This is a genomic window from Kitasatospora sp. NPDC056731 (assembly GCF_040687675.1).
Lineage (GTDB): Bacteria > Actinomycetota > Actinomycetes > Streptomycetales > Streptomycetaceae > Kitasatospora.
Map to the genome: position 1 here is coordinate 1 of NZ_JBFBNR010000007.1, position 14,237 is coordinate 14,237.

Genomic DNA, 14,237 nt, shown 5'->3' on the forward strand with positions numbered 1-14,237 from the left:
CCCGGCCCCGCGGCGGCGGGCGCCCCCGCCCGCCGCGGCCCGGGGGGGTCCGGACGGCGGCGGTCAGCCGGCCGTGCGGCCCGCGTCACAACGAGCAGTGCGGCCCGCGTCGCGACGAGCCGCGTGGGCCGTGAGCAGCCGCTCCCGGGCCTGGTCGTCCTCGGCGGCCTGCACCGCCGTCCAGGCCAGTGCGACGGATGCCTGGAGCAGTGCCCGGTCGGCGGCCGGGGTCACGCAGGCCCGGGCGAACTCCGGCTGGTGGTTGACCGCGCCGCCGCTGTCGATGCCGATGCTGGGGTGCACGCTGGGCAGGACCCGGCTGACGTTGCCCATGTCGGTGCTGCCGGTGGGCATCGCGCGCTCCTCCTCCGGGGACACCAGGGGGCGGCCCAGTTCGGTCGCCGCCGCCCGGTAGGCCGCCACCAGGAACGGGTCGTGGGCCAGTTCGGCGTACGCGGGTGTCGAGCGGACCTCGTGGGTGCAGCCGGTGGCGACGGCGCCGCCCTCGAAGCAGGCCCTGACGCGTGCTTCGAGGCGCCCCAGGGACTCCATGTCGCCGGCCCGCAGGTTGTACAGGGCGCTGGTGTGCGCGGGGACGACGTTGGGCACCTCGCCGCCCCGGGTCACGATGCCGTGCACCTGCTGCCGCGGCTCGAAGTGCTGGCGGCCCACGCCGACGGCGACCTCCGCCACGGTCAGGGCGTCGGCGGCGTTGACGCCCAGGTGCGGGGCGAGTGCGGAGTGCGACTCCCGTCCGGTGTAGCGGACTTCGAGCTCAACCAGGGCGAGGGGGCGGGGAGCGCAGTTGTCCTCGGGGGCCGGGTGGACGAGCATCGCCATCGACACCTCGTCGAAGACGCCGGCCTCCAGCATGGCGATCTTGCCGCCGCCCTCCTCCTCGGCCGGGGTGCCCAGCACCATGACGGTGATGCCGAGGTCGTCGGCCACGTCCCTCAGCGCCAGGGCCGCGCCCACCGACGAGGCGGCGATGATGTTGTGGCCGCAGGCGTGGCCGAGGCCCGGCAGCGCGTCGTACTCCGCGCACAGCCCGACCGTGAGCGGGCCGCTGCCGTAGCGGGCGGTGAACGCGGTGTCCAGGCCGCCGACGCCGGGCACCACCTCGAATCCCTCGTCCCGCAGCAGGCCGCTCACCTTGGCGGCGCTGCGGTGCTCCTTGAACGCGGTCTCCGGCTCGGCGTGAATACTCCTCGACAGCGCGATCAGTTCGTGTTCGGCGCGTTCGACGCTTTCACGACAACCACGCATGATCCGAGACGAGATTCGCATCTTCTCTTTCCCCTCCGCATGACCGGGATCTCCGTCGGCCGGATGGCCGGACAATTCCCTGGCCTTTTCCTTCCTACCGGAGTCTCCGACGAAAAGCGAGACCAGTCTGGAGAATTGACATGGCGTCACCGATAACGTCACCGACAACGTCACTGGCCTGGAACGTGCGGGCGGGTGACGGGGAACTCTCGGTCGAGACGATGCCCTGGTCGCTGCTGCGCGCGACCGGCTTCCCCGCCGGGCTCCTGGACGGGCTCGCGTCCGAGGAACTGCTCGGCACCGCCGCCGGGGTGCTCGCGGCGGAGCAGGCGGTCGCCGCCGAACGTACGCACTTCCTGGACGTGCTGTGGCCGGGGCTGCGGAAGGCCGTACGGACGGTCGAACCGCGCCAGCGGTCGCTGCGGGCCCTCCAGAGCTGCCGCCGGCTGGTGGACGGCGGCGCGCCCCTGGACGAGCGGTGCGCAGCGGTCCTCGCGGCGACCGGCGCACCGGACTGGGCTCCCCGCTGGAACGCCCTGGTCGCCGCGCTCGACGAGCGGCTGGCGGCGGCCGGAGCCGAGCTGGAGGCGGCCCTGCTGCGGGCCCGGCTGCACACCGCACGGGCCGCCGGCCGCGAGGACTTCGGGCACGCCGTGTTCGTGTCGAACCCCTCGTTCCACCACACCGCCCTGGAGACACCGCCGCTGACGCACCCGGGCTGGGCGCAGGCGCGGGGCGAGGGCGGCGCCCTGCCGCAGACCCTGCGCCGCCGGGTCGACACCCTGCACCGCTATCTGCGCCGGTTCGCCACCAAGTGCGAGACCGTCTCGTTCTTCGGCCCGGTGCTGTTCGGCCGCCTGGCGCCGGAGCAGGAGGAGACCCTGCTGGTCGGCGCGCCCGGCCGCGAGAGGGTCGTGGTGGAGGCGAGCGCCTGGCTGGTGGAGGAGCTGCGGGAGCAGGCCGCCCGCGAGGTGCCGTTGACGCGGCAGCGCGTGTGGCCCAGTCCGCTGTTCCGCCGGCCCGACTCGTCCCCGGTGCTGGAACGGGCCGTGGACGGGCGCAGGTTCAAGGTCGCGGGGCCCGCGCTGGCGCTGTGGAGTGCCGCCGCCGCGGCGCCGGGGAGCCGGCTCGACTCGCTCGTCAGCGCCGCCGGCCCCGTGCCGCCCCCGCATCGGGCGGGGGCGGACGACGCGTACGCCGCCGGGCTGGTGAAGACACTCGGACCGGCCCTGGTCGTCTCCCCCTGGCGGCTGCCGGCGACCGAACTGCACGCGCTGACCAGACTGGCGGCCGAGCACCCCACGGACACGGTCGTGAACCTGGCGGAGGTCCGCGACACGTACGCGCGGGCGCCTTGGCCCGAGCGGGCGGCGCACCTCCTCGCCGTGCGGGCGGCCCGCGCGGCGGACGGCGGGCGGGTCTCGCAGGACAGCGGACGGCACTACGCCGACCGCGAGCTGTTCCACGAGGACAGGTCGAGTCCGGTGAGCGAGCGGGTCGGCTTCGGGGCGCCGGTCGTGGAGCGCATCCGGGAGGTCACCGAGGCGGTGTTCCCGCTGGTGTTCCTCGCGGCGCTGCTGGCCAGGGAGGACGCCCGCGACGCCCTGCGCGCCGAGCTGGGGGGCGCCCCGGCGCCGCTCGCCGCACTGGCCGCACGGGAGATACCCGCTCGTTCACCGCGCCGCGACCGGCTGGACGCGGTGCTGCGCCGACTGGTCGGGCGGGCCGTGGAGGCCGCGGGAACAGCCGACGGCCGCCCCCCGGTCGTGGAGCTGAGCGGCAGCGAACTGGCCGAGGCGCTGGCGCCGCTGTGGGACACCGTGACGTACGGCCCCGACGACGCCTGCCTGCCGAGCCCCGACCTGATGGTGGCGGGCCCCGACCCGGCCACCGCCGACTGGGTGCTCTCGGAGCTGCACGACGACTGCAGCTCGATCTTCGGGGGGCTGGAGCGTCCGCTGCACAGCGACCCGGACGGGCTGTGGGCCGGCTTCACCGAGCGGGTGGCGCGAGCCGTGCCGCCCGGGACCGCCGCGACCATCGTCTCGCGCCGGCGCAGCGCCCATGTGACCCCCGAACTCCCCGGTGTCGCCATCGAACTGAGCGGCCTCTCGGGCAAGGACCGGGCCGACGTGGTGCCGATCGCGGACGCCGTCGTGCCCGCTTCGGCCGACGCGGTGGTGGTGGGCGGCCGGCGGCGGCTGCTCTACCCCGGTGACCTGTCGTCGACGCTGCACCGCGCGGTGTCCAGGCCCGCGCTGGTCCCGGTGCCGGTCGACCTCGGGGCGTACACCCCCAGGATCGTGGTGGACGGTGTCGTGGTCCAGCGTGCCCGCTGGCGGCTGAGCATTCCGGAAAGGGCTCCGGAGAAGGCCGCGGACACCGTCACCCAGTGGTTGTCCGTGCAGCGGCTCCGGGCCGCCCAGGGAATTCCGCGCCACGTCTACGTGAAGCATCCGGCCGAGCCCAAGCCGCTGTACGTCGATTTCGCCGATCCGCTGTCGGTGATCGATATCGCGCGACTTCCCGGAGGGGAAGTCGTCGTGTCCGAAATGCTGCCCACCCCGGACCAGTTGTGGTGGCGCGTGGCGGACGAAACGCATTGTGCCGAATTCCGTCTCGGCTGCATCGTGCGGCCGGTGACATCCGACAATCCGCCGACCCCGGAACAACAGGAAGAGAGCGCGTCATGACCGAGGACCTCCGCATCACCTCACTGGTGAGGGACGCTTACGACAAGGCCGCCGAGCAGTACGAGTCCGCAGGTCAGATGATCTTCCACCCGCTGGGGAAGATGATCGCCGACACCCTGGAGCTCTCGCCGGGCGAACGGGTGCTCGACATCGGCTGCGGGCGCGGCGCCTGCCTGTTCCCGATCGCCCACGCGGTGGGGCCGGAGGGCTTCGTGCTCGGCATCGACCAGGCCCAGGGCATGGTCGACGCCTGCACGGCCGACATCACGGCCCGCGGCGTCGCCGGCCGGGCCCGCGCGGAGCTGGGCAACGCCCAGGACTTCGCCTTCGCCGAGCCGTTCGACGCGGCGAGCGCCGGGATGGTCCTGTTCCTGCTGCCCGAGGCGGAGAAGGCCCTGTCCTGCGCCGCCGCGGCGCTGCGCCCCGGGGGCAGGTTCGCCGCGACCACCTTCCCCACCGAGAACGGCAGGCTGGCCGCCGGCTGGGAGTCCGCCGAGATCCTCTCCGGAGTGCTCGCCAAGTACCTCCCCGAGGGTGTGGACGACCCGTGGCAGGTGGTCCTGGGCCTCGGCGGCCCGCTGGCCAGTGAGGAGTCCACGGCCGCCGCCTTCCTGGCCGCCGGCTTCAGCGATGTACGGATCCGCCACGTCCCGGCGGACTCCCGCTTCGAGACCATCGACGACTACCTGGCGTGGACCAGGACCGTGACCACCCGCGTGCAGTGGGACCTGGTGCCCGCGGAGCGGGTGGCCGAAGCGACCGACGAGGCGCGCGAGGCGCTGCGGGTGCTCGCGGGGCCGGACGGCTCCCTGGAGTTCTCCTGCCCGACCAGGACCGTGCTGGCCGTCCGCTGACGGCACGACCGCAACCGTCTACCAAGCGCTGAACACAGAGCCGAGAGGTGCGATGACATGGCTCCTGACACGACCCCTTCGCTGATCCGTCCGCTGTCCGAACTGCTCGGCGGACACGCCGCCCGGATCGGGGACAAGGTGGCCTTCGCCGACGCCCGGCGGGGCGTCGGCTACCGGGAACTGGATCTGCGGACCTCTCGGCTCGCCGGCCGGCTCGCCGCGCTGGGACTGGAGAAGGGCGGCCGCGCCGCCGTCCTCATGGGCAACAGCGTGGAGATGGTGGAGAGTTGCCTCGCCGTCATCCGGGCAGGCGGCATCACCGTGCCGCTGAATCCGCAGGCGTCCGAGGCCGAACTGGTCCACTTCCTGCGGGACTCCGGGGCGTCGGTGGTGCTGTGCGACCCGGCGCGGCTCGACGTGCTGCTGCGCGCGGTGGCCTCGTCCGGCCCGTCCCGGCCCTCGATCGTGCTCACCGGCGACTCCCCCGGCGTCGCTGCGCACGACACCACCGGGTACGACACCACCTCGGACACCACCGGGTACGACATCACCGCGTACGAGACGCTCGCGGCCACCCCGTACGACGGGCCGGCGCCCGAGGAGAGCCCGCTCGACGCTCCGGCCTGGATGCTCTACACCTCGGGCACCACCGGCCGCCCCAAGGGAGTGCTCTACTCCCTGCGCAGCTCGCTGTGGCTGGTGGAGGCCTGCCACGTGGGTGTGCTCGGGATGACGCAGGACGACCGACTGCTGTGGCCGATGCCGCTGTTCCACGGCCTGGGCCAGAACCTGTGCGTCATGGCGGTCGTGGCCGTGGGCGCCGGCGCCCGGCTGATGAGCGGCTTCGCCCCCTCCGAGGTGCTGGACGCCCTGCGCGACGACGGGGTGACCTTCCTCGCCGGGGTGCCGACGACGTACCACTACCTGCTGGACCGTGCCCGCCAGGAGCACACCCGGCTGCCGTCGCTGCGGCTCGGGTTCGTCGCCGGTTCGGCCAGCGGCGCCTCCCTCGGCAGCCGTTTCGAGGAGGCGTTCGGGGTCCCGCTGGTGGACCAGTACGGATCGACCGAGACCGGCGCGATCACCTCGAACCGGCCGACGGGCGACCGGGTCGCCGGGGCGGCCGGGCCGCCCGTCCCGGGGGTGGACATCCGCCTGGTGGACGACGGTTCCGGCGCCGAGGTGCCCGACGGCGAACAGGGCGAGGTCTGGGTCAGCGGCCCCAACCTGATGCTGGGCTACCACGGACAGCCCGACGCCACGGCGCAGGTGCTGCGGGACGGCTGGTACCGCACGGGCGACCTGGCCCGCCGGGACGCCCTCGGACAGGTGACCCTGACCGGCCGTCTCAAGGAGCTGATCATCCGGGGCGGCGAGAACATCCACCCCGTGGAGATCGAGGACGTGGTGCGCACGGCGCCGGGCGTGGCCGACGCGGCGGTGGGCGGGGAACCCCACGAGGTGCTCGGCGAGGTGCCCGTCGCGTACGTGGTGCCCGGTCCCGAAGGCATCGACGTCCAGGCGCTGTTCGAGCACTGCCGGACGCGGCTGTCCTTCTTCAAGGTGCCGGAGAAGGTGTACGCCGTCGAGCACGTTCCGCGCACCGCGTCCGGGAAGGTCACCCGGCATCTGCTGGCGGACGCGGACCCCCGGTTGCTCGGTACAGCGTCCACCGGCGGGCCCGGGGAGCACGGGGGCCTCGGGGCCGAACCCGACCGGGGCGAGTGGGCGGGCCGTCTCGCGGCGCTCACAGCGGCCGAGCGGGCCCGGACGGTGCTGGACCTGGTCCGCACCGAGGTGGCGCTCGCGCTCGGCGTCGAAGCCGAACGAGTCGCTCCCACACGGCCGTTCGTGGACCTCGGCCTCGGCTCCCTCGCCGTCGTGGCGGTAGGGCAGCGGCTGTGCGCCCTGGTCGGGCTGCGGCTCCCGCCGACCGCGGTGTTCGACCACCCGACGCCCGCCGCGTTCGCGGACCGGCTGGTCGCGGAGCTGACGGGGCCGTCGGGGCCGTTGGAGCCGTCGGAGTCGACCGACACCCGCACGGCCGCCGAAGCGTTCCCGGCCGAGCGCACAGCCCCCGCGGGCCCCGACCCGGACGGCGCCGAGCCGATCGCCATCATCGGCATGGCCTGCCGCTTCCCCGGCGGGGTGGAGTCACCCGAGCAGCTGTGGGACCTCGTCGCCGCAGGCCGGGACGCCACCTCGGACTTCCCCGCCGACCGGGGCTGGGCACTGGACACCCTGTTCGACCCCGACCCCGACCACCCCGGCACCAGCTACGTCTCGCGCGGCGGCTTCCTGACCGACCCGTCCGCGTTCGACGCCGGATTCTTCGGCATAGCCCCGCGCGAGGCGACCGCGATGGATCCGCAGCAGCGGCTGATGCTGGAGGTCGCCTGGGAGGTCTTCGAACGGGCGGGCCTCGATCCGACCGGCCTGGCCGGCTCGGAGACCGGCGTCTTCGTCGGCACCAAGGGACAGACGTACAGCACACTCGCCGCGCCCGGGTCCGAGTACGAGGGCCATCTCGGCTTCGCCACCTCGGGCAGCGTGATGTCCGGCCGGGTGGCCTACACCCTCGGCCTGCACGGCCCCGCCGTCACCGTCGACACGGCCTGCTCCGCGTCCCTGGTCGCCCTCCACCTGGCCTGCGGCTCCCTGCGCTCCGGTGAGTCGCGGCTCGCGCTCGCGGGCGGGGTCACGGTGATGTCCACCCCGGACGACATGATCACCTTCAGCAGGCACCGGGGCCTCGCCCCGGACGGCCGGGTGAAGGCCTTCGCCGGCGCGGCGGACGGCACCGCCTTCGGCGAGGGCGCGGGGGTGCTGCTGCTCGAACGGCTCTCGGACGCGCAGCGGGCGGGCCACCGGGTGCTCGCCGTGATCCGGGGCAGCGCCGTCAACCAGGACGGCGCGTCCAACGGACTCACCGCGCCCAACGGCCGGGCGCAGCAGCGGGTGATCCGCCGGGCGCTCGCCAACGCCCGGGTGGCCGCCCACGAGGTCGACCTGGTCGAGGCCCACGGCACGGGGACCATGCTCGGCGACCCGATCGAGGCCGAGGCGATCCTCGCCGCGTACGGGCGCGGCCGGGACCCTCGACGGCCGCTGTGGCTCGGCTCGGTCAAGTCCAACATCGCCCACACCCAGGCCGCCGCGGGCATGGCCGGTGTCATCAAGCTGGTGGAGGCGATGCGGCACGCCGTCCTCCCGGCGACCCTGCACGTGGACCGGCCGTCGCCGCACGTCGACTGGTCGTCGGGGACCGTACGGCTGCTCGACGAGGCGCGGCCGTGGACGGCCGCCGACGGACGGCCCCGGCGCGCCGGGGTGTCCTCCTTCGCCATCAGCGGCACCAACGCCCATGTCGTCCTGGAGGAGGCGCCGCACTCCCCCGCGCCGGAGGGGACCCCGGCCCCGGTCTCGCCCGAGGGGACCCCGGTCCCGGCCTCTCCCGAGGAGGCCCCGGCCCCGGTCCGAGCGCTCACCGCCGTACCGTGGCTGCTGTCCGCGAAGTCCCCGGCCGCGCTGCGCGACCAGGCCCGCCGGCTGGAGTCGTTCCTGCGTGCGGAGCCCGACCGGAATGCCGTGGACGTGGGGCGCACCCTGGCACTGTCCCGGGCCGGGCTCGAACACCGGGCCGCCGTCGTCGCGGACCTCGGTCGCGGGGCGAACGGCGCGGACGGGGTGGAGGGTCTGCTGCGCGCCCTCGGCTCGCTCGCGGAGGGCGAGCCCGCGGCCGGACTGACCACGGATCACGCCGGTGCCGCCCGGACCACGGCGTTCCTCTTCACCGGCCAGGGCTCCCAGTGGGCGGGCATGGCCCGTGAACTGTACGAGGCGTTCCCGGTGTTCGCCGAAGCGCTGGACGCGGTGTGCGAGCATCTGGCGCCGCAGGTACGGCAGTTGCTCCTCGCCGCCGGCGACGCGGCGAAGGACGGGCGCATCCACCGCACCGCCTTCGCCCAACCCGCCCTGTTCGCACTGGAGGTCGCGCAGTTCGCGCTGCTGCGGTCCTGGGGGGTGCGCCCCGACGCGCTCGCCGGCCACTCCCTCGGCGAGCTGGCCGCCGCGCACGTCGCCGGGGTGTTCTCACTGGCGGACGCGGCCCGGCTGGTCACCGCCCGGGGCGAGCTGATGCAGGCGCTGCCCGAAGGCGGCGCCATGATCGCGCTGGAGGCCACGGAGGACGAGGTCCTGCCGCTGCTCGCCGGCCGGGAGTCCCGGCTGGGGATCGCCGCCGTGAACGCGCCCCGGTCCGTCGTGGTCTCGGGCGACGAGGACGCCGTGGCGGAGGTCGCCCAGCTAGTGGCCGAACTGGGCGGCAGGACCAAGCGCCTGACGGTCAGTCATGCTTTCCACTCGCCCCGGATGGACGCGGTACTCGAGGAGTTCGAGGCCGTGGCCCGGACCCTCACCTACCGTGCGCCGGACCTGCCGATCGTCTCCACGGTCACCGGCGCCCTCGCCGGTGCGGAACTGCTGACACCCGCGTACTGGACCGGGCAGCTGCGCTCGGCCGTCCGGTTCGCCGCCGCGGTGGGGACCCTGCGGGAGCGGGGCACCGACACCTTCGTCGAACTGGGCCCGGACGCGTCCCTGACGGCCCTGGTGCGCCAGATCGCCGACGCCGCCGACGGGGGTGACCGGACGGACGGCCACCGTGCGCTGCCGGTGTCCCGGCGTGACCGGCCCGGTGCCGCGACCGCCGTCGCAGTCGCCGCCGCGCTGCATACCGCCGGTGTCCCGGTCGACTGGGCGGCGTTCTTCGACGGCACCGCCGCCCGCCACGTCACGCTGCCGACCTACGCCTTCCAGCGCAAGCGTTACTGGCTGCCCGCACTCACCGACCCCGCCCCGGCACCGACCGTGGTCATGGAGTCGGCGGCCGAGGAGACCGCCGCGGAGGCGGCCCCGTCCGGGCGGATGCTCAAGCCGGGTGAGCGCCCCGAGGTCGCCGCCCGCCTGGCCGGCGTGCTCGCCGGACTGGACGAGGAGAAGCAGCTCCTCCACATGATCGACCGGATCGCCACCCGGGTCGCGGCGGTGCTCGGCCACGACAGCGCGGACGCCATCGACCCCGACGTGCCGTTCCTCGAACTCGGCGTCGACTCCCTCATGGCCGTCGAGATGCGCAACCAGTTCAGCGACTTCTGCGGGGTGAGCCTGCGCCCGACGCTCGTCTTCGAGCACCCGACCCCGGCGGTGCTCGCCGACCACCTGCTCGCGAAGGTGCTGGCCGCGGTGTCCGCCACGCCGGGCGTCGACGAGGACGCGGTGGACTTCGCCGCCGAGGTCGTCCTGGCGGCGGACATCTCCCCCGCCGACGAGGTGATCCGGGTCGCGGACGACCCGCGGGAGGTGCTCCTCACCGGTGCGACCGGGTTCCTGGGCGCGTACCTGCTGCGCGACCTGCTGCGGACGACCCGTGCGACCGTGCACTGCCTGGTCCGCGGGGCCGACGAGGCGGACGCGTGGGCGCGGCTGCGCAAGAACCTGGAGTGGTACGAGTTCTGGGACGGCATCGACCCGGACCGGTTGTCCGTGGTCGTCGGCGATCTCGCCCGGCCGCTGCTGGGGCTGACCGCCGAACGCTTCGACGCCCTCGCCCGCAGCGTGGACAGCGTCTACCACGCCGCCGCGACCGTCAACGGCCTCTACCCGTACTCGGCGTTGAAGGACGCGAACGTCACGGGCACCGCGGAGATCCTGCGCCTGGCCGCACGGCACCGCACCGTGCCCGTCCACCACGTGTCGTCCACCGGCGTGTTCGCCGCGGAGGCGGTCCCCGGGCAGGCGCTCCAGGTGACCGACCCGCCGGGCCCCGCCGAGGCACTGTCATCCGGCTACCGGCAGACGAAGCTGGTGGCGGAGCAGATCATCGAACTCGCCAGGGGGAGGGGCCTGCCGGTCTCGGTCTACCGGGTGGACGAGATCTCCGGCGACTCGGAGCGCGGCTTCTGCCAGACCCACGACTTCGTCTGGCTGAGCATGAAGGGCATCGTGCAGGCCGGTGCCGTGCCGCAGGATCCCGCCGGCATCTTCCACCTGGTGCCGGTCGACCACGTCAGCGCGGCGATCCTGCGGCTGTCCCGCGACGACCGGGCGGCGGGCCGCAACCACCACCTCGCCAACGGGACGCACCTCCCGTTCTCCGCGATGACGGAATCCCTCCGCTCCCTCGGCTACCGGCTGGACGAACTCCGCTGGGACGCCTGGGTGCGGCGCATCCGCGCCGACCGCGACAACGCGATGGTCCCGATGATCGACGCGTTCGAATCGACCATCTACAGCGGGCGCAACCACTACCTGTCCGTCGACACCTCGCAGACCCGCGAGCTGCTGGCCGGTACCGGCGTCGACTGCCCGCCGATGACGCGTGAACTCTTCGAGAAGTACGTCGGGTTCTTCGTCCGCGTCGGCTACTTCCCCGAGCCGGGCGCCGGCGCCGGGGGCGGCCTCGTCGACACCGGTACGCAGGCCTTCCGGGTCCGGGAGGCGGCGTGGGAGGACCTTCCGGCGATGGCGGGCATCTGCTTCGAGGCCTTCAACACCCTCAACGCCTCGCTCGGTCTCGACCCGGAGTGGTCGTCGGTGGACGAGGTGACGGAGATGTTCCGGGACCGGCTCGCGGCCCCGGGCTGCCTCGCCTACGTGGCGGTCGACGGCGCGGACTCCGTGACAGGCTCCAACTTCCTCGTCCTGGGCGAGTCCGTCGCCGCCTTCGGCCCGCTCAGCGTCGCGCCCGGCGCGCAGGGCGGCGGCGTGGGCCGGCTGCTGATGGACGAGGTGATCGGTGCGGCCGCCCGGCACGACCGCGGCTCGGTCCGGGCCGTCCAGGTGACCAACAACCTGGGCGCGTACCGGCTCTACTCCTCGCTCGGCTTCGTCCCGCACGAGCAGCTGTCCCTGGTCGCCGGGTACGCACCGCCCACCCCGGCGAACATGGCCGGCTTCACGGTGCGCGCGATGACCGAGGACGACGTGCCCGCGTGCCAGGAGCTGTACCGCTCGGTCAACGGCCATGCGCGGGACGGCGAGATCCACATGGCGGCCAAGCGGGCCTTCGGCTGGTCGCAGCCGTACGTGGTCCTGGACCGGTCGAGCGGTACGCTCGCCGGCTACACCACGGGCCTGTCCGACCTGGGCCATCTGACGGCGGCCTCGGAGGCCGCGGCACGGGCGCTGTACACGGGCGCCGGCGAGCTGATGCGCCGGGCCGTCCCCGACGGCCCACCGCCCCGGCTGCGCATCCCGGGCCGGCTGCTGCCCGAGACCCTGAGCTGGGCGTTCCGCACCCGGGGCATCACCCTGGAACGGCTGGAGACGCTGGTGGCACGCGGCTCGTACACGGCGCCGCAGCAGGGGGTGTACTGCCCGGGACTGTCCTACTGAGGCACCGCCGCAGGCGAGGGACACGTTGGTCCAAGCCCTGTCGTCCCGACGCGAGTCGGAAGGCCGTTGGCCGGGAGAAATCTCTGGCCAACGGCCCCAGCGGTCACGGCGGCCGGGCCCCGCAGCCGGGTGTCACCGCCCGATGGACTCCTCGACAGCCCCGAGTGCGGCCTCCCACGGGTAAGCCTCCGGTCTCCCCTGGCCCGGATCGTTCGGGACGAAGCCTCCATCGCCGAGCAGCACTCGGACGCCGGAGTCACGCAGGGTGGCGACGCTCCGGGGGAACTGAGGGTGCCCGGTGAGCGCCGTGTTCGTACACGGCATCACCGACAGCGGGATTCCCTTGCCGATCGCCTCGGCCGCGAACCCTATGACCCAGGAGGTCGTGAGGCCGAGCGCCAAGCTGTTGATGCTGTTCATCGTCGCGGGAGCGAACAGAACCGCGTCGGCGGGCGGAAGCACGTCCGGCTCGCCCGGCCGACGGTACGCGAACTTCACCGGGTGGCCGGTCAGACGGTTCAGCTTGGGAAGCTCGTCCTGGAGCCAGCTCGCCGCGGTCGGGGTGAGCCCGAGCGCGACCTCCCACCCCCTGAACTGGGCGTGGCGCACGACCTGCGCCATGTTCAGGACCGGCGGGGCGGCGGAGCCGAAGAGGTACAGGACCGGGCGCGTGGTGGACATGGCAGTCATCGAACCCCGTGGGGATGGCCGGCGGCAAACCCTGCCGAATTCGATGATGCGCCTGACTACTTGGCGCTACCGTCGGACCACCGGGCCGAACTCCTCAAGGAACGCGCCATGACCGACTTCACGCCTGACACCGTAGGCAAGCGGATCAAGCAGACCCGCAAGCTCCGACACATGACCCAGACCGAACTCGCCCTGAAGGCGCGGATCTCGGCGTCCCACATGGCTCAGATCGAGCAGGGCAAGCGGCAGGCCGGCCCGGCTGTCCTCGCCTCCATCGCCAGGGCGTTGTCCGTACCCGTCGCCGATCTCGAAGGACGCCCGTACATCGAGGAGTTGCGGCGCGACCAGCTCGACGGGCTGATCCAGCCGATCCGGGAATCCCTCGACATCTTCGACCTCGGAGCCGACCCGGACGTGGCACCGCGTCCGACCGAGGAACTCGTCAACCACACCGACCGGGTCTGCCGCCTGATCCGGGCGTCGGATCTGCGGAGCGCGGCGACAGAACTGCCCGGCCTGATCACCGAGACCACGACCGCGGCGCACAGTAGCGGTGATCGACGTCTCTGGCAGGCCCTCGCCATGCAGTACCGCTCCGGCTACGACCTCGCGAGCAAGCTCGGGTTCCAGGACCTCGCGTCGATCTCCCTCGACCGCATGGGATGGGCGGCGGAGCGGGCCTCCGACGCCGTGACCGCGGCGATCAGGCAGTACAGCCGGGCGCTGGCCTATCTGCGCGCCGGCCAGTACCGGACGGGCATCCGCATTGCTGAGCTTGCCCGCCAGGCGGCCGAGCAGGCCGATCCGGGCGTCGAGCGGGATGCCGTGACCGGCCAGGTGCACCTCGGAATCGCGGTCCTTGCCGCCCGGAGTAGCGACACGGAGGCGGTCGACGGGAACCTCGCCACGGCCGAGAGGATCGCGGGGCGAACAGGTGAGGTGCCGGGGGTCTTCTGGTTGTCGTTCGGTCCGACCAACGTCGCGGCCCATCGGGCAAGCTGCCTGATCGATCAAGCGCTCTACCACGAGGCCTTGCAGGTCGCGCGGAGCATCGAGATCCCCGCGTCCTGGCCGGCCAGCCGCGCCGCGCACCACCACGCCGAAATCGCCCGAGCCCTCCTGTGGACCGGCAAGGGCGACGCCGCCTTCCGCCGCCTCCTCGACGCACGCCGCCTCGCCCCACAGCAGTCCCGCCACAGCCCCACCGTGCGCGAGACGATGGCCGGCCTACTCCGAGCGCAGCGGCGGATCCCGGAGTCGATGTCCAACTTCGCCTCCTGGATCGGGATGTGACGACGAAATGACACAGAGTTGTGTGAGTTCTGGACTTGCGACGGCT

At 73.5% G+C, this 14,237-nt stretch carries 6 protein-coding genes; 4 read left to right on the top strand and 2 right to left on the bottom strand.

Annotated elements, in window-relative coordinates:
* Window positions 1–63: 63 nt before the first annotated feature.
* Window positions 64–1,266 carry a M20 family metallopeptidase gene (locus AB0R04_RS09055; protein WP_363369417.1) on the bottom strand — a complete coding sequence of 401 codons (1,203 nt, stop codon included), beginning with the start codon at window positions 1,264–1,266 and terminating at the stop codon, window positions 64–66.
* 140 nt (window positions 1,267–1,406) lie between these two features.
* Between AB0R04_RS09055 and AB0R04_RS09060 the strand changes: the two genes are divergently transcribed.
* From AB0R04_RS09060 to AB0R04_RS09070, 3 genes are read left to right on the top strand one after another with little or no spacing between them, the layout of a single operon-like run.
* Window positions 1,407–3,959 (top strand): lantibiotic dehydratase, encoded by a 2,553-nt coding sequence (locus tag AB0R04_RS09060; RefSeq protein WP_363369419.1) that lies wholly within the window; start codon window positions 1,407–1,409, stop codon window positions 3,957–3,959.
* Window positions 3,956–4,813 carry a methyltransferase domain-containing protein gene (locus tag AB0R04_RS09065; protein ID WP_363369421.1) on the top strand — a complete coding sequence of 286 codons (858 nt, stop codon included), beginning with the start codon at window positions 3,956–3,958 and terminating at the stop codon, window positions 4,811–4,813. Before AB0R04_RS09060 ends, AB0R04_RS09065 begins: the two co-directional genes overlap by 4 nt.
* 57 nt (window positions 4,814–4,870) lie before the next feature.
* Window positions 4,871–12,208, top strand: a complete 7,338-nt coding sequence (locus AB0R04_RS09070) for a thioester reductase domain-containing protein (RefSeq protein WP_363369423.1) — start codon at window positions 4,871–4,873, stop codon at window positions 12,206–12,208.
* A gap of 132 nt (window positions 12,209–12,340) precedes the next feature.
* Here the strand turns inward: AB0R04_RS09070 and AB0R04_RS09075 are convergent, their stop codons facing one another.
* Window positions 12,341–12,889: a flavoprotein gene (locus tag AB0R04_RS09075; RefSeq protein ID WP_363369425.1), complete on the bottom strand. Its 549-nt coding sequence runs from the start codon at window positions 12,887–12,889 to the stop codon at window positions 12,341–12,343.
* A 117-nt stretch (window positions 12,890–13,006) separates the two neighbouring features.
* On the opposite strand from AB0R04_RS09075, the gene AB0R04_RS09080 reads away from it, so the two are divergent.
* Window positions 13,007–14,191, top strand: a complete 1,185-nt coding sequence (locus AB0R04_RS09080) for a helix-turn-helix transcriptional regulator (protein WP_363369427.1) — start codon at window positions 13,007–13,009, stop codon at window positions 14,189–14,191.
* Window positions 14,192–14,237: the final 46 nt, after the last annotated feature.

Coding starts and splice junctions, on each gene's coding strand:
- AB0R04_RS09060 (WP_363369419.1), top strand. CDS start 1,407: ATGGCGTCACCGATAACGTCACCGACAACGTCACTGGCCTGGAACGTG.
- AB0R04_RS09070 (WP_363369423.1), top strand. CDS start 4,871: ATGGCTCCTGACACGACCCCTTCGCTGATCCGTCCGCTGTCCGAACTG.
- AB0R04_RS09075 (WP_363369425.1), bottom strand. CDS start 12,889: ATGTCCACCACGCGCCCGGTCCTGTACCTCTTCGGCTCCGCCGCCCCG.
- AB0R04_RS09055 (WP_363369417.1), bottom strand. CDS start 1,266: ATGCGTGGTTGTCGTGAAAGCGTCGAACGCGCCGAACACGAACTGATC.
- AB0R04_RS09065 (WP_363369421.1), top strand. CDS start 3,956: ATGACCGAGGACCTCCGCATCACCTCACTGGTGAGGGACGCTTACGAC.
- AB0R04_RS09080 (WP_363369427.1), top strand. CDS start 13,007: ATGACCGACTTCACGCCTGACACCGTAGGCAAGCGGATCAAGCAGACC.